Annotated in this window: 18 protein-coding genes; 15 read left to right on the forward strand and 3 right to left on the reverse strand. The window is 70.1% G+C overall.

The genetic code is table 11. From position 1 onward, the window contains the following. The first annotated feature begins 258 nt into the window (after window positions 1–258). The 14 genes from FHS13_RS12500 (at window position 259) to FHS13_RS12565 (ending at window position 20167) form a co-directional block, all read left to right on the forward strand. Entirely contained in the window at window positions 259–1461 is a 1203-nt protein-coding gene (locus FHS13_RS12500; protein ID WP_184291774.1) for an aminotransferase class V-fold PLP-dependent enzyme, read from the forward strand. Further along, window positions 1458–2270 (forward strand): tryptophan 2,3-dioxygenase, encoded by an 813-nt coding sequence (locus FHS13_RS12505; RefSeq protein ID WP_184291776.1) that lies wholly within the window; start codon window positions 1458–1460, stop codon window positions 2268–2270. The genes FHS13_RS12500 and FHS13_RS12505 overlap by 4 nt, the downstream gene beginning before the upstream one ends. Further along, window positions 2267–3010, forward strand: a complete 744-nt coding sequence (locus tag FHS13_RS12510; protein WP_184291778.1) for a methyltransferase — start codon at window positions 2267–2269, stop codon at window positions 3008–3010. Before FHS13_RS12505 ends, FHS13_RS12510 begins: the two co-directional genes overlap by 4 nt. After that, the gene (gene rffA, locus FHS13_RS12515) at window positions 3007–4158 is read left to right on the forward strand and encodes a dTDP-4-amino-4,6-dideoxygalactose transaminase (RefSeq protein ID WP_184291780.1); all 1152 of its coding nucleotides are present in this window, start codon (window positions 3007–3009) and stop codon (window positions 4156–4158) included. The genes FHS13_RS12510 and rffA overlap by 4 nt, the downstream gene beginning before the upstream one ends. A 20-nt stretch (window positions 4159–4178) precedes the next feature. Next, entirely contained in the window at window positions 4179–5462 is a 1284-nt protein-coding gene (locus FHS13_RS12520) for a class I SAM-dependent methyltransferase (protein ID WP_184291782.1), read from the forward strand. Next, window positions 5459–6505 (forward strand): methyltransferase, encoded by a 1047-nt coding sequence (locus tag FHS13_RS12525; protein WP_184291784.1) that lies wholly within the window; start codon window positions 5459–5461, stop codon window positions 6503–6505. Before FHS13_RS12520 ends, FHS13_RS12525 begins: the two co-directional genes overlap by 4 nt. Then, window positions 6495–7328 (forward strand): alpha/beta hydrolase, encoded by an 834-nt coding sequence (locus tag FHS13_RS12530; protein WP_184291786.1) that lies wholly within the window; start codon window positions 6495–6497, stop codon window positions 7326–7328. Before FHS13_RS12525 ends, FHS13_RS12530 begins: the two co-directional genes overlap by 11 nt. Then, entirely contained in the window at window positions 7325–8512 is a 1188-nt protein-coding gene (locus FHS13_RS21745) for a glycosyltransferase (RefSeq protein WP_184291788.1), read from the forward strand. Before FHS13_RS12530 ends, FHS13_RS21745 begins: the two co-directional genes overlap by 4 nt. Continuing rightward, window positions 8509–9546, forward strand: coding sequence for an FAD-dependent monooxygenase (locus FHS13_RS12540; protein WP_184291790.1), 1038 nt, complete (start codon window positions 8509–8511; stop codon window positions 9544–9546). The genes FHS13_RS21745 and FHS13_RS12540 overlap by 4 nt, the downstream gene beginning before the upstream one ends. Before the next feature lie 67 nt (window positions 9547–9613). Next, window positions 9614–11917, forward strand: coding sequence for an ATP-binding cassette domain-containing protein (locus tag FHS13_RS12545; protein ID WP_184291792.1), 2304 nt, complete (start codon window positions 9614–9616; stop codon window positions 11915–11917). Between the two features lie 4 nt (window positions 11918–11921). After that, window positions 11922–13769 carry a non-ribosomal peptide synthetase gene (locus tag FHS13_RS12550; protein WP_246405261.1) on the forward strand — a complete coding sequence of 616 codons (1848 nt, stop codon included), beginning with the start codon at window positions 11922–11924 and terminating at the stop codon, window positions 13767–13769. Further along, entirely contained in the window at window positions 13766–18169 is a 4404-nt protein-coding gene (locus tag FHS13_RS12555; protein ID WP_184291794.1) for a non-ribosomal peptide synthetase, read from the forward strand. Before FHS13_RS12550 ends, FHS13_RS12555 begins: the two co-directional genes overlap by 4 nt. After that, window positions 18162–19568, forward strand: a complete 1407-nt coding sequence (locus FHS13_RS12560) for an FAD-dependent oxidoreductase (protein ID WP_184291796.1) — start codon at window positions 18162–18164, stop codon at window positions 19566–19568. The genes FHS13_RS12555 and FHS13_RS12560 overlap by 8 nt, the downstream gene beginning before the upstream one ends. Next, window positions 19565–20167: a dTDP-4-dehydrorhamnose 3,5-epimerase family protein gene (locus FHS13_RS12565; RefSeq protein ID WP_343065005.1), complete on the forward strand. Its 603-nt coding sequence runs from the start codon at window positions 19565–19567 to the stop codon at window positions 20165–20167. The genes FHS13_RS12560 and FHS13_RS12565 overlap by 4 nt, the downstream gene beginning before the upstream one ends. Here FHS13_RS12565 and rfbB read toward each other — a convergent pair. Together rfbB and FHS13_RS12575 are read right to left on the reverse strand one after the other, a co-directional pair. Next, complete coding sequence (rfbB, locus tag FHS13_RS12570; protein ID WP_184291798.1) at window positions 20140–21144, reverse strand: dTDP-glucose 4,6-dehydratase; 1005 nt, start codon at window positions 21142–21144, stop codon at window positions 20140–20142. The two genes, FHS13_RS12565 and rfbB, sit on opposite strands and share 28 nt — an antisense overlap. An 80-nt stretch (window positions 21145–21224) precedes the next feature. Further along, on the reverse strand, window positions 21225–22289 hold the full coding sequence (locus FHS13_RS12575) for a glucose-1-phosphate thymidylyltransferase (protein ID WP_184291801.1): 1065 nt from the start codon (window positions 22287–22289) through the stop codon (window positions 21225–21227). A 449-nt stretch (window positions 22290–22738) separates the two neighbouring features. On the opposite strand from FHS13_RS12575, the gene FHS13_RS12580 reads away from it, so the two are divergent. Further along, on the forward strand, window positions 22739–23671 hold the full coding sequence (locus tag FHS13_RS12580) for an SAM-dependent methyltransferase (protein WP_221442841.1): 933 nt from the start codon (window positions 22739–22741) through the stop codon (window positions 23669–23671). Window positions 23672–23778: 107 nt separating this feature from the next. Here FHS13_RS12580 and FHS13_RS12585 read toward each other — a convergent pair whose 3' ends face one another. Beyond that, window positions 23779–25581, reverse strand: coding sequence for a gamma-glutamyltransferase family protein (locus FHS13_RS12585; protein ID WP_184291805.1), 1803 nt, complete (start codon window positions 25579–25581; stop codon window positions 23779–23781). Window position 25582: the final 1 nt, after the last annotated feature.

Raw genomic sequence — 25582 nt, forward strand, 5'->3', positions numbered from 1 at the left:
CCGAGCACAGAGGGGAGTTGCCAGGTCAGGCCGGCCCCACGGCCTCCCCTCGCACGGCGTCCGGCTCCACCCCCGGACATCCGTACAGGTCGGAGCTCCCGCTGACCGGACATCCGCGGAGCCGGCCCCTGCCCAGAGCTTCAAGGAATCTCTGACAATGGGCTGATCAATCTTTGATGGCGCCTTCTCCTCTTGAGAGGCTACGTTCGTACGGCAGGGAAGAAATCTGCCGCCGGGGCAAACCCTGAAAGGGGGGACATGCGCGAAGGACTCGACGAGGCCGAACGTCGAGATATCCAGGATCCGCTTTCAGAATGTATACACGAGTTCTTCACGGGTGGCCTTGTGCACCTGAACGGGAATTCGCTGGGACCTCCCCGCGCAGGCCTGCTGGATGAGCTCGGACGGGTGGTGGACGGCCAGTGGGCGCCCCGGCAGGTGCAGGGGTGGTTCGCCGACGGCTGGCTCGACCTGCCGCGCACCGTCGGCGACGCGATCGGAGAGCTGCTGGGGGCCCGGCCGGGGCAGACCGTCGTCGCGGGGGAGACCACGTCGACGACGCTGTTCAACGCGGTGACGGCCGCCTGCCGCCTGCGGGAGGACCGGCCGGTCCTGCTGATCGAGGCCGGCGCGTTCCCCACGGACCTGTACGTCGCGCGGTCCGTGGCGCGCCTGCTCGGCCGCCGGCTGCTCGTCGAGCCGACGGCCGGATTCGACGAGGCCCTCAGGACCCGCGGGTCGCAGATCGCCGCCGCGATCGCGGCCCCGGTGGACTTCCGCACCGGCGAACTCCGCGAGATCGGACCGACGACCGCTCTCTGCCGTGCCGCGGGGGCGGTGTCGGTGTGGGACCTCAGCCACGCGGCCGGGGTCCTGCCGACCGACGTCGACGACAACCGCGTCGACCTGGCGGTCGGCTGCGGGTACAAGTACCTGGGCGGAGGCCCCGGAGCGCCGGCCTACCTCTACGCCGCGGAGCGGTTGCACTCCGCCGTGGACCTGCCCCTGTCGGGGTGGCACGGCCACGCGGCGCCCTTCGAGATGTCCCCCGACTTCGTTCCCGCCAAGGGCATCGACCGCGCCCGGACCGGAACGCCGCCCCTGCTCGGTCTCGTCGCGCTGCATCATGCCCTGGGGCCGCTGACCCGGGCGGGGATCGAGGCGCTCAGCCGGCGCAGCCGTTCGCTGTCGGACTTCTTCCTCGCGTGTGTCGGGGAACGCTCCCCCGGTCTCCTCGCGCGGCTCGTCTCTCCCAGAGACGCTTCCCGCCGCGGCGGACACCTGGCGCTGAGCGTGCCCGACGCGGCGAAGGTCGAGCACGAGCTGGCCGAACGCGGCCTGCTCCTCGACTCCCGTCCGCCCGACCTGATCCGGATCGCCTTCGCCCCGTTGTACGTGAGCCACGTCCAGGTGTGGCACGCGGCTCGGGAACTCGTTCACGTCCTGGAGGGATCACGATGACCGCAGTACCCGAGTACGTCTCGTACGCGCGCATGGAGGAGCTGCACGAGCTCCAGCGTCCGCGGAGCGATGTGCGGGGTGAGCTGAGCTTCCTCCTGATCAGCCACGTCAAGGAACTGCTCTTCCGCGTGGTGATCAGCGATCTCGACGCGGCCAGGACCGCGCTCGGTGACGACGACCTCGACGGCGCCTGCTCGGCCCTGGCGCGAGCGGTCCGGAGCCAGGGCGTCCTCACGGCCTGCTGGGAGTCCATGAACGGGATGTCCGCGGACGAGTTCGTCGCGTTCCGGCACGTCCTCAACGACGCTTCGGGCGTGCAGTCCTTCGTCTACCGGACCCTGGAGTTCGTCATGGGGAACCGGCCCGAGCGGCACACCCGGGCCGCCCTGCGCGCGGGGCCCGAGCAGGTGCGGGCGGAACTGGCGAAGCCGTCGCTGTACGACGCGGCACTGGGCCACCTGGCCCGGCAGGGCTTCGCGGTGCCAGAGCCCTGCCTGCGACGGCCGCCGGACCGGCAGCACGAACCGAGCACCGGTGTCGAGGACGTGTGGCTGGAGGTCTACGGCGATCCGCGGCGCCACCGGGGCCCCCACCGACTAGCGGAGTGCCTGCTCGAAGTCGCCTACCAGTTCTCGCGATGGCGGGCCACGCACCTGCTCGTGGTCGAGCGGATGCTCGGCGGCAAGGGCGGTACCGGCGGAACGGACGGTGCCGCCTGGCTGCGGGAGGTCAACGAGCACCGGTTCTTCCCGGAGCTGTGGACGTTCCGGACCCGTCTGGAGGACCCCGAGCAAGGAAGGACGCCATGAACGAGCTCGGCAGGGAGATGGCGATCGACGCGCTGCACAAGGCACGGGAGCAGTGCATGGAGGACAGGGTGTTCACCCTGGGGGGCAGGGAGTGGCACCAGCTCGCCGGCGTCGTCGGAAGCGAGTACAACACCGCCACCGAGCTCTTCACCGACTGGCTCCCGTACGCCGGGGTCGCATCGATGCTGGAGATGGGCGCCGGCTGCGGGGTGGCCGCGATCAGCGCCGCGCTGTCGGGATGCCCCCGGGTACTGGCGGTCGACATCAATCCGCACGCCGTGGAGAGCGTCCGGCTCAACGCCTCCCGGCACGGCGTGGCGGACCGGGTCACCGCCCTGCGCAGCGATCTCTTCGCGGAGGTCGAACCGGAGCAGCGGTTCGACCTGGTCTTCTGGAACTCGCCCTTCATCAACGCCCCGATCTCGCGCACGAGTGAGGACGACTACCTCACCGACCATTTCTTCGACCCCGGCTACCGGCTCCACGACCGCTTCTTCCTCGGCCTCGGGCAGCATCTGGCCGAGGACGGCCGGGCCTTCCTCGGCTTCAGCGCGGCGATGGGCGACGTGGGCGAGGTCGAGAGCATCGCCGCCCGCCGCGGTTTCACCCTCCGGCTGTTCCGTGACGCGAGCTTCGCGGCCCCCTACGAGCAGATCGGGGCCGGCACGGTGTTCCAGCGCGCTTCGGACGACCAGGGGAACATCACCATCGACTTCACCCTGATGGAGCTCGTCCGATGAACGCGATCTCCACCGGGGCACCGCCCTTCAGCGAACCCCACGTGGCGCCGAACCAGCTGGCCTACATCCAGGACGTCCTGGAGACGGGAAGACTGGACGGGAACGGTCGGTACACCGAGCAGGCCACGGCCTTCCTGCGCGGGGTCACCGGTGCCCACTCGATCCTGCTCACCCCCTCGTGCACGCACGCGCTGGAGATGAGCGCGCTCGCGCTCGACCTCGAACCCGGGGACGAGGTCGTCGTCCCCGCGTTCTCCTACGCTCCGACCGCAAGCGCCTTCGCCCTGCGCGGCGCCCGCCTGGTGTACGCCGACTGCCACCCCGACACCCTCAACGTCCGGGCCGATCACATCGAGGCGGCGGTCACCGAACGCACGAAGGCGATCGCCGTGCTGCACTACGCCGGGGTCCCCTGCGACATGGCACCGATCCTGGCCGTCGCCGAAAGGCACGGCCTCTCCGTGGTGGAGGACTCGGCACAGGCCCTGGGCAGCACCTACCGCGGACGGCCCGCGGGCGGGTTCGGCCGGTTCGGAGCGCTCAGCTTCCACGCCACGAAGAACGTGCACTGCGCCAAGGGCGGGGCGCTGCTGGTCAACGACCCCGAGGACGTCGAGCGGGCGCGGACGATCCAGGACCGGGGCACCGACCGGCACCGCCTGTTCCAGGGGCTCGTCAAGGAGTACCAGTGGGTCGACCTCGGGTCGAGCTACATGCTCAACGAGCTGTCGGCCGCACTGCTCGCCGCCCAGTTGGAGACCTTCGACCAGGTCCAGGCCCGCAGGCACCGGTACTGGCGGGCCTACGACGAGGAGCTGGCGGACTGGGCGGGGCGGCACGGGGTGAAGACACCGCACGTTCCGCCGGGTACCACGCACTCCGCGCACGTGTACTACCTCGTCCTGCCCACCGAGGAGGCCAGGGACGCCCTCCTGGATCACCTGGCGAGCCGGCAGGTCACCGCGACGGTCCACTACCGCGCCCTGCACGACAGCCCGGCCGGACGCCGCTTCGGCCGGATCGCCCCCCACGGGTGCCAGGTCGCCGCCGCCCTCCCCCGGCGACTCGCCCGCCTCCCCCTGCACTCGGGGATGACACCGGAATACCAGCGCCGCGTGATCGACGCGGTCATGTCCTTCACGCCATGACCTCCAGAAGCGGAGAGACAATGACATCGAGCCGTTCATCTTCGGTGGAAGTGTGCCGGGTCTGCGGCGCACAGGACTGGCACACCTTCCTCGACCTCGGGCGGGTCCCGCCGGCGAACGCGTTCGTGACGGACCCCTCGGCCCCGGAGCAGGTCTTCCCCCTCGTTCTGAGGTCGTGCCGGGCATGCCGCCTCACGTCGCTGACCCACGTGATCGACGCGGGAGACCTCTATGACCAGTACTACTACGTGAGCTCGCCCTCGCGGACGATCCAGGAGCACATGGAGGAGCTCGCCGAGCGCTTCCGGCGTGAACTCGCGCTCGGCCCGGCCTCCTTCGTCGTCGAGATCGGCAGCAACAACGGGGACCAGCTCGCCAAGTTCGAGGGGTCCGGCTGCTCGCTGCTGGGGATCGACCCAGCGCGGAACATCACCGAGCAGGCTCGCGCGAGAGGCATCGACACCCGCACGGACTTCTTCACGTCGGACGTGGCCCGGGAGGTACGCGGCGAGCGGGGCCCCGCGGACCTGATCCTGGCCCGCCATGTCGTCGCGCACGTCGACGACGTCCAAGACCTCGTGCGCGGGGTGCGCGAGCTCCTGGCTCCGGACGGGATCTTCGCCTTCGAAGTGCCCTATCTCGTCGAACTGATGTCGCGCCGGGCGTTCGACACCGTGTACCACGAGCACCTGTCGTACTTCCTCGTCGGCACCCTGCGCCGGCTGCTGGAGCGGGGCGGGCTGCGGATCGTGGGAGTGGATCGGTTCGAGGTGCACGGCGGCTCGATCGTTGTCACGGCGACGCATGCGGACTCTGCCCGGGAGACGGACACCGAGTGCGTCGAGTCGATGCTCCGGCTCGAAGAGACCGCAGGGATGGGCCGCGATGGAACCTATGACGAGTTCGCCGCGGCCGTCGACGGGCTCCGGGTCTCCCTGCGTACCTCGATCGAGGAGCTGGTGGCCGACGGATGCGTCGTCGCCGGATACGGAGCGTCGGCCAAGGGGGTGACGCTGCTGACGACCAGCGAGATCCCGGCCTCCTCGCTCGCGTACTGCACGGACACCACACCGGCCAAGCAGGGGACCCTGATCCCCGGTCTCGGTGTCGCGGTGATCTCGCCGGAGGAGGCCGCCCAGCGGCCACCGGACGTGTACGTGATGCTCGCGTGGAACTACTGCGCGGAGATCCTCCTCAAGGAGAGCGACTTCCTCGCGAAGGGCGGACGGTTCCTCGTCCCGATCCCGGAGCCCCGGCTCGTCGGCGAGAAAGAGAGTGTCGAACTGATCGGAGCCGAGGCATGACCGGAAAGGCCGACCTCAAGTCCCTCGTTCCGCTGATCTTCGGGTTCTCCGCGTTCCAGCAGTTGCACGCGGCCTCCGAACTCCAGCTGTTCGAGTATCTCACCCTGAACGGCCCGTCGACCTGCGAGCAGGTCGCCGAAGGGCTGCGCCTGCCCGTGAGATCGGCGCGCAAGCTGCTGTTCGGCACGACCTCGCTCGGACTCACCGACCGCGCGGACGGGGTGTACACACCGAGCGCTCCGCTGCGCGAGGCGATCGAGGACGGCACGTGGCCGCTGATCCGCAACATCCTCGACTTCCAGCAGCGGCTCTCCTACCTTCCGGCGACGGAGTACGCGCAATCGCTGCGCAGCGGGGAGAACGAGGGGCTCAAGCACCTGCCCGGTACGGGGAACGACCTGTACACCCGGCTGGAGCAGTCCCCCGAGCTGGAGAACCTGTTCTTCCGGGGGATGCACTCGTGGTCCGAGCTGTCCAACCCGGTGCTGCTGGACCAGGTCGACTACCGCGACACGGCGACGGTGCTCGACGTCGGCGGCGGTGACGCGGTCAACGCCATCGCGCTGGCCCGCTCCCACCCCCACCTGAGGGTGACGGTCTTCGACCTGGAGGGCGCCATCGAGGTGGCCAGGGACAACATCCGGGCCGCCGGGCTCTCCGACCGCATCGACGTCGTCGTCGGCGACATGTTCTCCGACCCCCTGCCGAGCGGGGCGGACCTGGTCCTGTTCGCGCACCAGTTCGTCATCTGGTCCCCGGAGCAGAACCGGGAACTGCTCAAGAAGGCGCACGACACACTGCGGCCCGGCGGAAGGGTCGCGGTCTTCAACGCGTTCGCCGACGACGACGGACGCGGACCGCTCTACGCGGCCCTGGACAGCGTCTACTTCGCGACGCTGCCCACCGAGGAGGCGACCATCTACCGGTGGTGCGAGCACGAGGCCTGGTTGAAGGAGACGGGGTTCGTCGACATCATGCGCATCCGCAGCAACGGCTGGACGCCGCACGGCGTCATCGAGGGACGCAAGCCCGATGCCGTCTGACCGCCTCGACCTCGAATACTCCCCGAGTTCGGCCGCGCGCGAACCGGAGCGGTCCCTGCGCCTGTACCGGGAGCGCGGGGACACCGCCCGGCGCAGGCTCAGGGCCGAGGAGTCCGTACCGTACGGTGATCGGCCCGGCGAGACGTGCCACGTGTTCCCGGCCGACGGTTCCGGCAACCCCGCCCTCGTGTTCGTGCACGGCGGGCACTGGCAGGAATCCGGCATCGACGACGCGTGCTTCGCCGCCGAGAACGCCGTGTCCCAAGGCTTCGCCTATGTCGCCGTCGGCTACGGCCTGGCACCGGAGCGGACTCTGCCGGACATGATTCTCTCGGTGCGGCGGGCCCTGACCTGGATCGCCGACCGCGGGCGGTCCTACGGCGTGGACCCCGGCCGGGTCCACGTCGCGGGCAGCAGCGCGGGCGCGCACCTGCTCGCGTGCGCGCTGGCCGACCCCGCGACGCCCCGCGCACGGAGCGCCCTGCTGATGAGCGGCCTGTACGACCTGACGGAGATCCCGGACACCTACGTCAACGACGCCCTCGGGCTGACCCGTGCGACCGCGGAGGAGTGCAGTCCCCTGCGGATGCCCGCACCACGGTGCGACTCGGTCCTTCTCGCCGCGGGCCGGCACGAGACCCGCACCTACCTGCGCCAGCAGAGCGCCTACGAGGCCCACCTCGCCTCCTCGGCCCTCCCGGTCGCCTCCCACGTCGTCCCCGACCGGGACCACTTCGACCTGCCGCTGGACCTGGCCGACCCCGCGACCGGTTTCGGTCGGCTCAGCCTGGATCACCTAGGAAGGGTGACCTCCCCCTCATGAAGTACCTGTTCACGTCAATGCCGGTCGTGGCCCACGTCCTGCCGCTGGTCCCGCTGGCCCAGCAGCTCGTCCTGGACGGCCACGACGTCCTGGTCGCCACCACCGGCCCGGCCGCCGACGCCGCCCGCCGCGCCGGTCTCACCACCATCGACGCGGGCGGGCGGCTCGACGCCCGAGAGCCCTACGACCGGCTGCTCGACGTCATCGTGAGCGGAGGGTCCGGGCACGCGGCGGACGACCCGGAGGCCCTGCGGGTCCACGGCGCCCACTTCGGCGATGTGGGGCTGCGCATGCTGGACGACCTGCTCCGGATCGGCCGGCGGTGGGGCGCGCAAGCCGTCGTGTACCCGGGTATCCACGCCTGCGGCCTGGTCGCGGCCCACGCGCTCGGGGCCGTGGGGGTGCTGCACGGCTACGGAACCCCGCTCCCCACGTTCGCCCCGGCCCTGGAGCACATACTGGCCGAGCGCGACGACCTTCCCGACCGCGTCCCGGAGGCGGAGGTCGAGGTGGACGTGCTGCCGCCGTCGCTGCCGAACTTCGCCGAGCTGCCCTGGACCAACGGGACCCCGCGTCACCGGCTGGACATGAGGTACGGGTCCTTCAACGGCGCCGCCGACGTGCCCCCGTGGCTGCTCGGCGAACGCGAGGCGCCGCGGGTGGTACTGACCTGCGGGTCCACCGAAGCCCAGGCCCGGCGCGGGGACACCTACCGCCGCATCATCGAGGCCCTGGACGGGACAGGCTGCGAAGCGGTGATCCTCTCCGGCGGCGCGGTCCTGGACCGCCTGCCCGAGCCGCTCCCCCCCTGGGTGCGGATCGAGCGGTGGCTGCCGCTGAAGTTCACCCTCGACCACGCGGACGCGATCGTCCACCACGGCGGCTCGGGGACCGTGCTGACATCGTTCGCCGCGGGCCTGCCGCAGGTGGCGATCCCCATGCCCGGAACGGTCAGTATGAGCAACGGCCAAGCGGTGCAGGCGTGCGGCGCGGGCACGGTGCTCGACCTGAACGCGCTGGACACCGAGGAACTCACCCGGGCGGCCACCGACGTGCTCTCCTCCTCGGCCAAGCGCAAGGCCGCGGTCGCGATCCGGCACGAGATGGAGAAGATGCCGTCGGCTGCCGACGTGGCCGCACGGCTCTCGGCCGTCGTCGGTGAGCGGAGCGGGGCAAGGCCGTGAGAGTCGCGATCATCGGCGGGGGCCCCGCCGGTCTGCTCACCGGGCTGCTGCTCAAGCAGCGCGGTGTGGCGGACCACGCCGTCGTATGGGAGCGAAACCGGAAAGGTACCGCGGGCTTCGGCGTCATCCTCCCCCCGGAAGTGCTCGACCTCCTCCGCCGCACCGTGCCACGCCTGGCGGACGCAGTCTCCCCCCATCTGGCCCGCTGGGAGAAGACCTGCGTCAGCCGGAACCGCGAACGGTGGATGACGGCGACCCCGCCGATGGCGGCGATCGCGCGTTCCACCCTGAACAGGCTTCTGTGGCGGGAATGCGACGCGCAGGGGGTGGTTCTCCGCGAACGTGAGGCGCCGAAACTGCCCGCTCTTGCGAGCTCGTACGATCTCGTGGTCTGCGCGGACGGCGCGGGCTCGCAGGCACACCAGGCCGGTTTCGTCACCACTGTCGAAGAGATCGGCCCGCCCTATGCCTGGCTCGGCACCGCCCAGTCCCTCGACACGCTGACCTTCCTGGCCGAATCGACTGTCGACGGCTGTTACATGGCGCACGCGTATCCTTTCAGTGACTCCGCCGGTACTTTTCTGGTCGAAGGGCGGCGAGCGCGCACACCGACCGACCTCACGGCCCTTTTCGGCCTTCCCGTTCGCCCCGATCCGGCGCGGGACAACTCCGTCTGGCGGAGGTTCCGGGAACGGACGGTGCGGTCGTGGTCCCGCGGCAACATCGTGCTGGTCGGCGACTCGGCACACACGGTGCACTACTCGATCGGCAGCGGTACGCACCTGGCTTTCGAGGACGCCGTGGTCCTGGTGGAGAGCCTGGCCGCCGCCGGCAGCCTCCACCGGGCCCTTTCCTTGTACGAGGAGACCCGTCGGCCGGTCGTCGAGCAGTTCCAGGGCCTGGGCAGGATCAGCGCCGAATGGTTCTCCCGGGTGGACGATGTGTTCGACCTGCCGCTGAGCCGCTTCGCGGCGGGTCTTCTGACGAGGGGAGGGCGCTTCGGACGTGTCGGCGGAACGTCAACCCCACCGTGACGACCGGGTTCGGAGCCACCGACCCGGTGAACAGCCAGTGAGAACCCAGGAAAGGAAGTGGAACGCGGTGAAAGGTACGAGGCCGCCGCTCGTCGTCCACGGAGCCCGTGAGAACAACCTGAACGGCGTCACCGTGAGCATCCCCTCCCCCGCATTGACCGTGGTCACCGGGGTATCGGGGTCGGGGAAGTCGTCGCTGGTGTTCGAGACGATCGCCAAGGAATCACAGCGGCAGCTCAACGAGGTGTTCCCGCTCTTCATCCGCAACCGGCTGCCGAAGTTCGAGCGCCCCGACTTCGAGTACATCGAGAACCTCGCCCCGGCCATCGTCGTCGACCAGCGCGGCCTGGGCCGCAACGCGCGCTCCACGGTCGGCACCCTCACCGAGGTCCAGCCGATGCTGCGCGTCCTGTTCTCCCGGCACGGGAGCCCCAGCGCGGGCGAGTCGACCGCCTACTCGTTCAACGCACCGGAGGGGATGTGTCCCGAGTGCGACGGGCTGGGCCAGGTGCTGACCCTGGACGTCGACCGGCTGCTGGACCGGTCCAAATCGCTGAACGAGGGGGCGATCCAGCACCCGAGTTTCGCTGTCGGCACGAACTACTGGAAGCGCTACGCGACGGCCCACTTCCACGTCGAGCAGCCCAGCTCCCGCCTCGGTGAGCCCCTGTTCGACGCCGACCTCCCACTGAAGGACTACCCCGAGGAGAAGCTGGAGCTCCTGCTGTACGGCGGCGGCTTCCGGACCGACCGGCTCGACGACCTCGGCAACGTGGCGGTGAACGACTACGAAGGATTGGTGGACCGCTTCACGCGGCGGTTCGTCAAGCCCGGACTGGACTCGCTCAAGGCCAAGGAGCGCAAGCACGTCGAGAGGGTCGTCGACATGGCGGTCTGCACCGCCTGCGCAGGCACGCGGCTGTGCCGGGCGGCCCTCGACTCGCGCATCGACGGACGCAACATCGCCGACCTGTCGGCGATGCAGGTGACCGACCTGCTGGACACGCTCGTCGCGATGGAGACCGCCATCGGCGACGCCTCGCTCCTGGCGCAGCCGATCGCGGCGCTGCGGCGGATGGAGACGGTCGGGCTGGGCTACCTCTCCCTCGACCGGTCCTCTCTCACCCTCAGCGGCGGCGAGGCGCAGCGTCTGAAGACCGTGCGCCACCTCGGATCGAGCCTGACCGGCATGACCTACGTCTTCGACGAGCCCAGCACCGGCCTGCACCCGCGTGACGTCGAGCGGCTGATCGCGCTGCTGTACCAGCTGCGGGACAAGGGCAACATCGTTCTCGTCGTCGAGCACAACCGCGCGGTCATCGAGGCCGCCGACCACGTGATCGACATCGGCCCCGGCGCGGGCAAGCACGGCGGATCGGTCGTGTTCGAGGGCACGCCGGCCGAACTCGCCGCGAGCGGTACCGCCACCGGCCGGGGTCTGCGTGAACCGCTCCCGGCCTCCAGATCGCGCCGTTTCGACGCCTGCCTGGCGGTCCGGTCGGCCAACCTGCACAACCTGCGCGACGTCGACGTCGACTTCCCCCTGGGGGTCCTCACGGCCGTGACCGGGGTCGCCGGGTCGGGGAAGAGCTCACTGGCCACGAAGGTGCTGCCCCAGCAGCACCCCGGCGTCGTCGTCATCGACCAGAGCGCGGTCGGTATCAACCCCCGGTCGACCCCTGCGACCTACGCCAAGATCTGGGACCACATCCGCCGCGAATTCGCGCGGGTGCACGGGGTCAGCCCCGGCCTGTTCAGTTTCAACGCGGAGGGTGCCTGCCCCACCTGCAAGGGGCGCGGGACCGTGACCAGCGACATGGCCTATCTCGACCCTGTCACCGTCACGTGCGAGACGTGCGGTGGCGGGCGCTACCACCCCGACGTGCTGCAGTACCGGCTGTACGGCCGCACGATCACCCAGATGCTGGAGACGACCGTGGAGGAGGCCGTCGAGCAGATCGGCGGAACGGTCCGGGATCGGTTGAACGCCTTCGTGGATGTGGGGCTGGGCTATCTCACCCTCGGCCGGCCGCTGTCGGAGCTCTCCGGCGGTGAGCGCCAGCGCGTGAAGCTGGCGAGCCGCCTCACCGACAACGGGCGGATCTTCGTCTTCGACGAGCCGACCTCCGGCCTGCACATGGCCGACGTGCGCAACCTCGTCGCCCTCTTCCACCGGATCATCGACGCGGGCAACACGGTGATCGTCATCGAGCACGACCTCGACGTCGTGCGGCTCGCCGACTGGGTGATCGACCTGGGCCCGGAGGCGGGGCACGACGGCGGCAGCATCGTCTTCACCGGCCGGCCGGAGGATCTGGCCGATGCCCAGGACAGCCTGACCGGACGGTATCTGGCCAAGGAGCTGAGCTGATCGCATGGACGAAGTCGAGCAGAGCCGTGACGAAGCAGTGGGGATGCCTTCGACGACCGTGTCCGGACCGCCGGAGAACCTCACCGCGGAGACGATCACCGATGCGTTCGTACGGACGGCGCGAGACCACGCGCACCGCGAAGCGATCACGGACGGCGTGCGGACTCTGACATACGGAGAACTGGACGCGGGCACCGACCGGATCGCCCGAGCCCTGGCCAACCGCGGCCTGCGGCCGGGACAGCACGTGGGCGTCCACCTCGATCGGAGCCTGGCCACGTACCAGCTCTTCCTGGGCATTCTCAAGGCCGGGCTCGTCGTGGTCCCCTTCAACCCCGTCCACCCGCACGACTACAAGGCGCGGATGCACGAGGCCGCCGACCCCGTGCTCATGGTTGTCGGCTCTGACCCGGAGGAGGCACCGTGGAAGGAGACGCTGTCGGCCGCCGACCTGCTGGCCGAGGCCGCCGAGCTCCCGGCCGGGGCGCCTCCGGTCGAGCTGGGTGCGGACGCCCCGGCCTTCGTCCTGTTCACCTCCGGATCGACCGGGGTGCCCAAGGGCGTCGTGATCGCGCACCGGGGGATCGCCCGGGTCTCCCGGTATCTGTCCGAGTACACCCCCGGCCCGGGTGACCGGTTCCTGCAACTCGCACAACCGAGCTTCGCGGCGTCGACCACCGATATCTGGACTTGCCTCCTGCGCGGCGGAAGGCTCATGGTCGCCCCGCAGGAGCTTCCCGCCCTGCGGGAGCTGGCCGAGCTGATCACCCGCGACCGGACCACGGTGCTGAACCTGCCCGTCGGGCTCTTCAACCTGCTGGTCGAACACCATCCGCAGACCCTGGCCCAAGCCAGGTGGGTGATCGTCAGCGGGGACTTCCCGTCCGCCGAGCACATGAGACGCGCCCTCGGCGTGATGGAGGGTGCTCTGTTCAACGCCTTCGGCTGCACGGAGAACTCCGCGCTCACAGCGGTGCACCGGGTCACCGAGGCGGACCTGTCCACGGGAGAGGTCCCCGTCGGCCGTCCGATGCCCACCGTGGAGCTGTCCGTCCGCGACGAGCACTTCGAGGAGTGCCCGCCCGGTCGGATCGGTGAGTTCTGCATAGCCGGAGACGGCCTCGCCCTGGGCTACCTCGGCGACCGTGAGCTGACCGAGGAGAAGTTCGTTCGGCACGGCGGCCGGAGGCTGCTGCGCACCGGGGATCTGGCCAAGTGGACCGAAGAGGGCGAGATCGTGCTCGGCGGGCGCGCCGACCAGATGCTGAAGGTCCGGGGGTTCCGGGTGGAGCCCCGCCACGTCGAGCTGACCGCCGAGGCCTTCCCGGGCGTGGCCCGAGCGGTCGTCCAGGCCCCCGCCGGCGAGGAGGCCGCGGAACGGCTCGTGCTGTGGTGCACCGCCGTTTCCGGAGTCGGCGGCCGGGGCGGTGTCGATGAGCACGCCCTCACGGCTCACCTCCGGGAGAAGTTGCCCGACCACATGGTTCCGTCGACCGTGACGGTCCTCGATTCCTTCCCCCTCAACGCCAACGGCAAGATCGACCGGAGCGAGCTGCGCGAACGGCTCGCCTCCGGGCAGGGGGCGGGGCGGAGCACGGAACAGGTCCCGCGTGACGAACTCGCCGAGACCGTCCGGTCGACGCTGGCCGCCGTGATGGACCACCCGCAGCTCGGCATCGACGACGCACTCCTCGACGCCGGGGTCACCTCGCTGCATCTGATCGACCTCGGGTCCCGGCTCGACGACGTGGTCGGTGTCGCGCTGTCTCCCGGCGATCTCCTCGACGCCGGCACGGTGGCCGGTATCGCCGACCGGATCCGGGCCGAGCGCCGTGGAGGTGGCTCCAGATGACGGGCATCGGAAGACAGACGTTCCCTCCGTCGCCGGTACAGGCCGGGCTGTGGTTCGCCAGCACCTACGGCACCGACGACCCCACGGCGTACAACCAGCCCCTGATTCTGCGGCTCCCCGTCCTGCTGGACGACGAGCACTTCGCGGCCGCCGTGCGCGCGGTCCACGGCGAGCAGCTCTCCCTGCGTACGACATTCGAGATGGACCCGGACGGCGATCTTCGGCAGGTCGTGCACGACCGCCTGGATCCGATCATCGAACTGCGGGACTCGGACGAACCCGATCCGCAGGAGTGGATCGACGCGCAGGTGGACGAGGTCGCCCGGACCGTCTTCGACCTGCAGGCGGGACCGCTTGCGCGCGTCCGCCACCTTCGCCTCCTCTCCCGGGGGACGAGCCTGCTCGTGTTCAACGTCCACCACACCGTCTTCGACGGGATGTCGTGGAAGCCCTACCTGCGCCAGGTCGAAGCGGCCTACGCGGCCCTGGCGCACGGCCACGGGCCCCGGCCTCCGGTGCTGCGGCAGTCGGTTGAGGCCTACGCCCGGTGGCGTGAGCGCCTGGCGGACGCCGCGGAGTCGGGGGTGGCCTCCAAGACCCTGGACCATTGGCGGGAGAAACTCGCCGACGCGCCCGCGGCCGCGCCCATCACCCTGACGGGGGAACGGGAGCTCTACAGCACCTCTGCCCGGACGGTCCTCGGCCCGGAGCTGATCACGCGGGTCCAGGCGCTCTGCGCTGCGAAGGGCCTCACCACCAGCATGTTCTTCATCGCCGTGTACTTCTTGCTGTTGCATCGGCAGACCCGCCGGGACGATGTCCTGCTGGGCATGCCGCTCTCCGTGCGCGAGGGGAGCGAGACCGCCGAGGTCGTCGGACACCTGACCAACACCGTCGTGCTCCGCCACCGCCTGACGGACCGGGACACCGTCCACGACGTGCTCCGAGCCGTCAGAGACGAGGTGCTCGACGTGCTCCGGCACCGCTACACCCCACTGGAGTCCGTGGTCGCCGGCCTCCGCGACAGCGGCAGCCACCGGGACGGCACCGGCGAGCTGTTCAACGCGATGATCACCGTCATGCCGGCCGACGCGCGCGGCCTCGACCTCCGCGAATGGGGGGTGACGACGTGGGAGTACACCTCGGGTGGTGCCAAGTACGACCTGGCGCTCATCGTCGACGAGGCTCCCGACCGCAAGACGCTCGTCCTGGAGCACACCTCGACCACCGACGACGGCGCCGCGTTCGTGGACCACCTCGCCAAGCGGCTCCGGCGGCTCGTCGAGGACGTGCTCGCCGGGCCGGACGCACCGGTCCGTGAGCTGCCGTGGATGGGCGAGGAAGAGGAGGCCGCGGTCATCGCGGCCTGCTCGCGACAGGACGACGCCCCCGAGCTCGGCACCGAACTGACCGACGGCCTCTTCGCCGCGGCCGCCAAGGCCGGCCCCGACCGGCCCGCCCTGGTCGCCGACGGTGTCGTCCTCACCTACGCCGAACTCGACGACCGGGTCCGGTCCTCGGCGGCGGGCCTGGTCGCGCGAGGAGTGCGTTCGGGCACGCCGGTCGCTGTCCTCCTGCACCCCGGGGCCGACCTGGTGACAACGGTCCTCGGGATTCTGCGGGCCGGGGGAAGCTACGTCGCCCTCGACCCGGGGAACCCGGTGGAACGGCTGCGCTTCGCCATCGGCGACAGCGGCGCCGCGATCCTCGTCCGCGACCCCCGCATCGACCTGTCCGGCACGGACCTTCCCGCGGAGCTGGAGATCCTCGCCCCCGACGACCTCGACGGCGGTCCCGACGGCCTCGTCGGCCCCGGGCGCAAGGGGCCCGACGACACCGCGTACATCGTCTACACCTCGGGCTCCACCGGCCGACCCAAGGGCGTGGTGATCACCGAGGCCACGCTGGCCAATCTCGTGCACTGCCAGGAGTGGATGTCCTCCCGGCGGCGGATGCGCACGCTCCAGTACATGTCTCCCGCCTTCGACGTCTTCGCGCTGGAACTCGTCGGTTCCCTGTGCACGGGAGGCACCCTGGTCGTCCCGCCCGCCCATGCCAGGACCGATTTCGACACCCTCGCCGCGCAGCTCGCCGAACAGCGGATCGAGCGGGCGTTCTTCCCCTACGTGGCGCTCCGCGAACTCGCCGCGGTCCTGCGGGCCTCCTCCGTTCCGCTGCCGGACCTGCGCGAGGTGTACGTCACAGGCGAACGTCTGGTCGTCACCGACGACTTGCGGGCAATGTTCCGAGCGCTGCCGCACGCGCGGCTGATCAACGCCTACGGCCCCTCCGAGGCGCACTGGTGCACGGCCGAGACCCTGGACCCCGATCCCGACACATGGCCCACGATGCCGCCGATCGGGGGCCTCGTTCCCGGGGTCGACGCCCGCGTCCTCGTCGACGGCGACCGCTTGGCCCCCTTCGGTGTCGAGGGGGAGCTGTGCATCGCGGGGCCGGTGGTCTCGCCTGGCTACCTCAACCTGCCCGAGAGGACCGACAAGGCGATGCGGCCCGACCCCTTCGGGCCGGCCGGGCAGCGGATGTACCGGACCGGCGACGTGGTGGTGCTGGCGCCCGATGGACGCCTGCACTACCGGGGCCGGGTCGACGACCAGATCAAGATCCGGGGGTACCGGGTCGAACCGGGCGAGGTGGAGTCCGCGATCGAACGCGTGCTGGACACGAACATGGCCGCGGTGGTGGCCCGGACGTCGGGAGGCGAGCGGAGGCTGCACGCGTTCGTGCAATCAGGTGCCGAACCACCGCCCGACTGGCGGGCAAGGCTCGGGAAGGTGCTCCCCGGCTACATGGTCCCGGCCACCCTCACCCGAATCGACGGCATCCCCTTGACCTCGACCGGGAAGATGGACCGCCGGGCCCTGGAGCAATGGCAGGACCGGCAGGCCGAGAACTCCGCCATGGGCTCCGACCGGTCGCGCCCGACTCTGGAGGAAGCGGTCGGCAGGGACACCCCGATGGCCCGGCACATGCTCGCCATGGCCGAGGTGTGGACGGAACTGCTCGGGTTCCCACCCGAGACCCCGGATGACGACTTCTTCCTGCTCGGCGGGCACTCGATGCTGGCGGCCCGCCTGCACCGGCTGGTCCGGCGTCGCTTCGGCGCGGACATCGCTCTGTCGGCTCTGCTCAGCACCCCCACCCTGCGCGGCATGGCGGGGTGCCTGGTGGACGGTGAAGGCACCGGCGACCGGACGACGGGGGCGGTGCTGCGCGACGACGCGCGCCTGCGCGACTTCTCGGTCCCGCCCGGGCGAGGGCCGACCGACGGGACGGTCCTGCTGACCGGTGCCACCGGATTCCTCGGCAGCCATCTGCTCGGCGAACTGCAGCGGGCCGGACGGCGGGTCCGCTGCCTCGTCCGCGCGGACACGGAACAGCAGGCCCGGTGGCGCCTGTCCGCGGCGTTCGAGAAATTCGCCCTGGACACCTCCGGGATCGACGGGGTGGAGGTTGTCCTGGGCGACCTGTCGAAGCCCTGGCTCGGACTGGGAGAGGGGTACGAACTGTTGGCGCGCTCGGTGGACGAGGTCTACCACGCCGCCGCGCACATCAACTTCGCCGTTCCCTACCACACGGTCAGGCGCGCGAACGTCGACGGACTGCGGACGCTGCTCGGCCTCTGCGCGGTCAACCGCACACCGCTGCGGCTGGTCTCGACGATGGGGGTCTTTCCCCCCGACTCGACCTCCGGCCGTGTGACCGAGGACGCGGTCCCCGGGGACCCCGAGTCGCTGGGCATCGGATACTCGCAGAGCAAGTGGGTGGCCGAACACCTGGCTCTGCGGGCCAGGGAGGCCGGACTACCGGTCACGCTGCACCGCGTCGGCCGCATCGGGGGCCACGAAGGCACCGGGGCCTGTCGGCACGACGACTTCTTCTGGCTCCAGATGAAGAGTTTCGCCCTTCTCGGCCGCTACCCCGAGGACATCGTGCAGGCGCCGCACGTCGATCTGCTGCCGGTGGACTACGTGGCCCGGGCGATCGTGCGCCTCTCGTCCGCCGGGCCCGACAACGCCAACTGGCACCTGTTCCACGACCGAGGGCTCTCGTGGCCGGCGATCATCGAGACCGTCCGCGCGGAGGGGTACAGGGTCGAGCCGGTCACCCGCGCGGACTGGATGGCCGCTCTGGAACAGCGGGCCGAATCCGATGCCCGCGAGGAGGGGCTCGGCTCGCTGGTGCCGTTCATGCGCGAGGGTGTGATGCGACTCGGCGACCACGCCTTCGGCAACGAGAGGACACGCCGGCGCCTGACCGACCTGGGGTGCTCGGTACCCGTCGAGGACACGGGATGGATCAGCCGGATGTTCGCGTACTTCCGCTCCCATGGGGCGGTCCCCTTGCCGGAGAAGGACCGGCGGAAGGAGAGGCATGGCTGAGGAACGCGAGTACTCGGTGGTGATCGTCGGCGCGGGGCCGGTCGGATGCGCTCTGGCCGTCCTGCTCCGGGGCCAGGGGATCGAGGTCGACCTCTTCGAGCGGACGTCTGCTTCCGGCCCGGTCGGCTCCGGCCACTCCTTCAATCTCACCCTCACCTCGCGCGGGCTCTCGGGACTTCCCCACCCGGTCAAGCGCCGCCTCTACCACCGGGGCACGGTGCTGACCAAGCGGATCATCCACCACCGCGACGGTGCGATCTCCACCCAGCGGTACGGGACGGCGGACGCGCACCACCTGCTGTCCATCCCCCGCCAGGTCCTCCAGGAGCTGCTGCGCGACCAGGCGGTCCGGGCCGGGGCCCGGATCCACTACGGGCGCGAGTGCGTCGGTGTGGACGCGGTCCGACCTGCGGTGACGGTCCGCGACAAGGACGGCCGCAGGACCCGGCACGAGGGGGACCTCCTCATCGGCTGCGACGGCGCCAACAGCGCCGTCCGCGGCGCCATCGCCGCCTCCGCTCCGCGGCACATGCAGGTCACCCGCAGGTCCATCGCGCACGGGCACGCGGAGATCACCATGGACTACACGGACGCGGACCCGAGCGGGTTGCACCTGTGGCCGCGGGGCGACCACTTCCTCCAGGCCATGCCCAACCGCGATCGGACGTTCACGACGAGCTTGTTCAAACCGATGGTCGGAAGTGAGCGGCGGTCCCACTTCACCGGGCTCGACTCGGCCGAGGCGGTCCGCGGCTACTGCTCCACCGAGTTCCCGGACGTGTTCGACCGGATGAACCGGGTCGGAAGCGGCCTCATGGCGCGGCTGCCCGCACGGCTGTACACGGTCGACTGCTCGCCCTACCACTACCGCCGCACGGTGCTCGTGGGAGATGCCGCCCACGCGGTCGTCCCGTTCTACGGCCAGGGGGTCAACTGCAGTTTCGAGGACGCCGCGACCCTGGCCGCCCTCCTGGGGAAGTTCCGCGTCACCGGGGAGAGCGAGATCGCCGCGGTCACGGAACTCGTCGCCGAGGAGTACAGCAGAGCGCGGGTCGCGCCGGGGCACGCGCTCGCCCGGTTGTCCCTGGACAACCTGGCGGAACTGTCCTCCCACGTCGACGATCCGGCCTTCCTGGCCCGCAAATCGCTGGAGAGGCGTCTCCACGAGGAGCATCCCGATCTGTATACGCCGCTCTACCAGCTGGTGGCGTTCACGTCCGTCCCCTACGACGAGGCCCGACGCATGTACCGCGAGTCGAACGCGGTGCTGGACGGGTTGTGCGCGGGGCGCGACCTCCACCGGGAAAGGGAGCAGATCATCGGCGAATACGCCAGAGTCCGTGAGGGCGGACTCAGCCCGTCCGGCACCGCTGCCCGACAGCCGGGCGGTGTCCGGTGATCGAGAGCCTGGGCATATCCGGCGCCTTCGTCCTCACCCCCGACGTGCACCGGGACCGGCGGGGGGACTTCCTGGAGCTGCTGAGAAGCGAGGAGCTGTCTGAGCACACCGGCGTCCGGTTCCGCCTGGAGCAGGCCAGCTGCGCGACGAACGTCCGCGGCGTCCTGCGCGGCATCCACTACGCCGACGTCCCCCCAGGCCAGGCCAAGTACGTGGTGTGTGTCTCGGGGACGGTCCTGGACGTGATCGTGGACCTGCGGACGGGGTCGCCGACGTTCGGGGACTGGGCGTCGGTGCGCCTGGGCGAGGGAGCCTACCGGGGTGTCTTCCTCAGGGAAGGGCTCGGGCATGCCTACGTCGCACTCTCCGAGCACAGCACCATGGTCTACCTGTGCTCACAGGCCTACGCCCCGCAGCGCGAGCACGGCGTGCACCCGCTCGACCCGGAGATCGGGATCACCTGGCCTGACGACGTCGAACCGATCCTGTCGGACAAGGACGCGCTGGCCCCCGGCCTGCGCTCGGCACGACAGCAGGGGCTCCTGCCCGAGTACCGGACGTGCCTGCGCCACTACGGCGAACCGACGGCCGGCCGGTGACGCGGCGCCGCCATGGCGCTCCGCAGCGGTTCCCACCACGAGGGGTTGGCGCGGTACCAGTCGATCACCTCGGCCAACCCTCGCTCGAAGTCGATCGTCGGCGCGTAGCCCAAGGCGCGCAGCTTGTCGTCCGCCAGGCAGTAGCGGTGGTCGTGGCCCTTGCGGTCGGGGACCCACTCCACCCGGTCCCAGGTCGCACCGAAGGCTGTGAGCAGCCGCTGGGTGAGTTCGAGGTTGGTGAGTTCGGCGATGCCGCCGATGTGGTACACCTCGCCTGGGGAGCCGCGCTCCAGCACCACGCGGATGCCCCGGCAGTGGTCGTCCACGTGTATCCAGTCGCGGACGTTCCGCCCGTCCCCGTACAAAGGGACGGGGCGGCCTTGGATCAGGTTGGTGATGAAGAGCGGGACGACCTTCTCCGGGTACTGGCGGGGACCGTAGTTGTTGCCGCAGCGGGTGATGCACACCGGCAGGCCGTGGGTGCGGGCGTAGGCCAGGGCGACGAGATCTCCCCCCGCCTTCGTCGCCGAGTAGGGGGAACGGGGGTCGAGCGGCGCGTCCTCGCTCCAGCTCCCGTCGGCGATGCTCCCGTACACCTCGTCCGTGGAGACATGGACGACCTTGCGGACCCCGGCTTCGAGGCAGGACTGCATCAGCGTCTGAACGCCGAGCACGTTCGTGCGGGCGAACTCCGTGCCGTCCGCGATGGAGCGGTCCACATGCGACTCAGCGGCGAAGTTGACCACCGCATCGTGTCCCGGAAGGAGCCGGGCGAGCAGGTCCGCGTCGCAGATGTCGCCCTGTACGAAGTCGATCCGTTCCGTGACCGCGTCCAGGTTCGACCTCCTCCCCGCATAGGTCAGCTTGTCGAGTACCGTGACCGGGCCCCGGACGCGGAACTCGGATCGCGGATCGAGCAGCATGCGCACGAAGTGTGAGCCGATAAAACCCGCGCCGCCGGTGACCAGAATTCTCATCGCTTCTTCTTCGCTCCTCTGTTGGGGCAGGGGCCGGCCCGGTGACACGGGGCGGGCGGTGGGGAAGGGACCGAGACGGCTCAGGTGCTGATTCGCACTTGGCTGTGGTCGCCGAGCACGAGCCGGTGGGCTCTCGGCGTGGGAGAGGCGGGGACGATCTGCGTCTCCCGGCCGATCAGAGATCGCTCGATGCGGCGCATCCCCTGGATCGAGGCACCGCGGAGAACGATCGAGTACTCGATCTCGCTCGCGTCGATCCGGCAACCGCCCTCGACGGACGTGAACGGCCCGATGTAGGAGTCGCGGACGACCGTGTCCGGCCCCACGATCACGGGACCGACGATGCGTGAGCGGACCACCCGGGCGCCCTCGGCCACCGTCACTCTCCCGACCAGTTCGCTGTCGGTGACAGTACCCGAGTTCCGCGGCTCCAGTGTCTCCAGCACCTTCCGGTTCACCTCCAGCATGTCGTCCACGTTCCCGGTGTCCTTCCAGTAACCGGTGATCATGGCGGAGTCCACCCGCTCGCCCGCATCGATCAGCCCCTGGATGGCATCGGTGATCTCCAGCTCGCCGCGCCCCGAGGGCTTGAGGTTCTCGATGATTCCGTGCACGGCGGGCGTGAACATGTACACCCCGGCCAGCGCGAGGTCGCTCTTCGGACGCACCGGTTTCTCTTCCAGGCCCACCACCTGCCCGGCGGAGTCCAGTTCGGCCACCCCGAACGCCTGGGGCGTGCTGGTGCGGGTCAGCATGAGCTGGGCCGCGGGACGGTGACGCCGGAATCGGGCGGCCAGCTCGGCGAAGCCGCCGACGATGAAGTTGTCGCCCAGGTACATGACGAAATCGTCGTCGCCCAGGTATTCGCGGGCGATGAGCACACCGTGTGCCAGCCCAAGCGGGGCCTCCTGCCGCAGATAGGTGACATCGAGACCGAAACCGCTCCCGTCCCCGACGGCGTTCTTGATCTCGACGGCCGTGCTGCCGGTCACGATCCCGACCTCACGCACACCGGCCTCGGCGATCGACTCCAGACCGTAGAACAGCACGGGTTTGTTGGCGACCGGGACAAGCTGTTTCGCAGAGGTGTGGGTGATGGGGCGCAGTCGCGATCCCGACCCGCCGGCCAGCACCAGAGCCTTCATCGGTCGAGGACCTCCTCAGAGGGGATCGAAGGGGTGGACCACAGGGCCATCCTTTCCTTTCCGGCCGGGCAGGTTCCATCAAGGGAACTGAAGATATTCTCAAGGATTCCTTCGGCCGCGGTCCGGCCAGGTGAGCCGTGTGACCCCGCGCTCGGAGAACTGTGTTCTCCTGAGATGCGACGGCGGCGGCCCCGAGGACCTACACACGCTTTTCAAGAATCGATGAATTTTATTTTTCGGATCTCTGCTTGTCCTCTTTTTCTGCGAAAACTACCATCGAGCCCAGCAGCCATTGGCGGAAGGGTGGAAACCCGACTCGCATTTCCCTTGAGGAGTTTCAATTGGACGCGCCGGATCTCGTCGAAATATGGAATGAAGACCAGGTCGACTCGTGGCATTCCTATCACATGTCCGGCATGCCGGAATTGATAAGCTCGATGCATCTGTGCATGTCACTCTACGCCTTTGTCGAATCCGGATGCCTCGAACGGCTGCGCGCCGAGGAGTGGGCGTCGGCGGCGGAGATCCTCGGCGGGAGCGCGACCGATACCGGCCAGGGATTCATCGAGTATCTGCGGCTGTGCGGTGTCCTCGACCGGAGGGACGGGCGCTACCGGCTCTCTCCCAAAGGCACTTTGCTCACCAGCGAGATCTCACTGGCGCGGCTCGGCTTCTACCTCGAGGCCTACGCACCCGTCACCGCCCGGATCACCGATCTGATCACGAACAAGGCCGAGTACGGGCGGGACGTGGTCCGAGCGGGCGGTGCGCTGAGCCGGCACTCCGGAACCGTCGCCACGGTGTCCTACGTCGGGCTCGTCGCCGAGGCCATCGCGGAGCGGCAACCGCGCCGGATCCTGGACATCGGGTGCGGGGACGGATCCTTGATCCTTCGTCTGTGCGCACGGCTGCCCGAGCTGTCCGGCGTGGGAATCGACATCTCCCCCGCCGCCATCGAGAACGCTCGGGCCGACAGCGCAAGGGACGGGCTCGCGGACCGCACGAGCTTCGAGGTGGCCGACGCCTTCTCACCCGACACCTGGTCCGAGAAGGCGGCGGCCGCCGATGTGCTCGTCGGGGTCGGGGTGATGCACGAGCTCTTCCGGGACGGGGAGGACGCGGTGATCGAGGTTCTGAACCGGCTCGCCGACGTGCTGACCGAGGACAAGGTGTTCCTGCTCGGAGAACCGGAACTCCGCTACGACAACCGGGAGAACGACTCCGACTTCTTCCTCGTGCACGTGCTGACCGGCCAGGGCATCCCGCGGAACCGGACGGCATGGCTGGACGTGTTCCGAAGGTCGCGGTTGCGCTGCAAGCGCGTCATCACCAACGCCGTTGCCGGGCCGCGCACGTGTTTCTATGAGCTGACCGCTCGGTAACCGGGACCGCCCGGGCGAAGCGGGCTGCGCAGGCGCGGGGCGGTGGGGACGGGTGACCGTCCCCACCGCCCCGTTGCGCTTCGAGACCGCGGTCGACCGGGGGAACGTCAGCGGCACACCGCGTAGGCTTGGCGCCCGCGCGGCCCCGCGCCCGCACGCAAGAACCCGTCCCGCCCCACGCCCACGATGCAGGCCTTGGCGCCCATGGACATCTCGGGGACCACGTCGACCACGTGTCCCCGGCGCCGGAGCTCGGCCACGGCTTCGGATCCGATCCCGGCCTCCACCACCAAGGTCCCGTGCCGGCGGCTGCGAGGGGTGAACGACGACGGGAAGTGGTCGGTGTGGAAGAGGGGTACCTCTGTGCTCTGCTGGAGGTCCGCCCCGAATTCGGCCACGGCCAGGAAGGTTTCCAGGGTCCACTGGTCCTGGCGGTCGCCCCCGGGGGTGCCGAAGGCCAGGTACGGACGCCCGTCCCGGGAGACCAGGGTCGGACTCAGTGTCGTGCGGGGACGCTTGCCCCCGGCGACCGCGTTCGGGTGTCCCTCCACCAGCCACATGGTCTGTCCCCGCGTACCGAGCGGGAAGCCGAGACCGGGGATGACGGGGGAACTCTTGAGCCAGCCCCCGCTGGGAACCGCGGCGACGAGGTTCCCGTGCCGGTCGGCCACCACGAGCGCACACGTGTCGCCGGGGTCCAGCGTGGCCCGCAGGACGACCGTGGGCATCCCGCTCTGCAACTGGTCCATCCAGTCGCCGCCCCAGTCCGGAACCGGATCGGGCTCGACCACCGGCACTTCGGAGGTCCGGCCTCCCAAGACACCCGGGGCGGGGGACGGGTTCGCCCGGTCTCCGATGAGCAGTCTTCTGGTGGCGTTGTACTCCGGCGAGAGCAGAGTGGTGAGCGGCGGGTCGGGATGGGTGGCGGGATCCCCGTACCACGCCTCCCTGTCCGCGAAGGCGAGCTTGGCCGCCTCCGTCAGCAGGTGGACGTACTCGGCGCCGTCCGGGGCCGACGAGCGCAGGTCATGGGCCTCCAGGAGGGCCAGCTGCTGGAGGAAGACCGGCCCCTGGGACCAGGGGCCCGGCTTGTTGACGGTCAGTCCGTGGTAGTCACCGCGGAGCGCGGGCTCGACGTCGGCCCGCCACGCGGCGAGGTCGTCGCCGGTGAGCAGCCCCTTGTTCCGATGCCCGGACGCGTCGAGTACTTCGGTCGAGGTGACGAACCCGTCGATGGCCTCCGCCACGAAGCCCTCGTAGAACACGCGTCCGGCCTTTTCGATCTGCGCGTCCCGATCCGCGCTCCCCGCCCGGGCCTCGCTGACGAGCCGGCGCAGCACAGAGGCCAGGTCCGGGTTGGCGAGTCGTTCCCCGGCCGCCGGGGCGCGGCCGCCGACCAGGTAGGTCTTGCCGGAGGAGGCCCACTCGTCCTCGAACAGCGGCACGAGCGCGCCGATCGCCTTCGCCGTGTCGGCCATGACCGGGTAACCGCGTGTGGCGTATCCGATCGCCGGGTCGGCCACCGTCTCCAGGGGGAGCTTGCCGAAGTCGGCGAGCAAACGCAGCCAGGCGCCCATGGCGCCGGGGACGGTGGCCGGAAGAAGCCCGGACCCCGGGATCTGGCGCAGGCCCAGGCCGGTGAAGTGCGTCAGGTCTGCCTTGCCCGGCATCGGCCCCTGCCCGCAGATGACGGAGGCGTTCTCCTCACCCGAGCGCTGAGCGATGATCGCGACGTCGCCGCCGGGACCGTTGGAGTGCGGCTCGACCACCTGGAGGACCAGCCCGCCCGCGACAGCTGCGTCGAAAGCGTTGCCGCCCTGCTCCAGGACGGCCATCGCGGCGCTGGAGGCCAGCGGTGAGGTGCTGGAGACCGCTCCGAGGTCCCCGATGAGCTCCGGTCGGGAAACCATG

The organism is Nocardiopsis algeriensis, from assembly GCF_014203695.1.
Taxonomy (GTDB): Bacteria; Actinomycetota; Actinomycetes; order Streptosporangiales; family Streptosporangiaceae; genus Nocardiopsis; species Nocardiopsis algeriensis.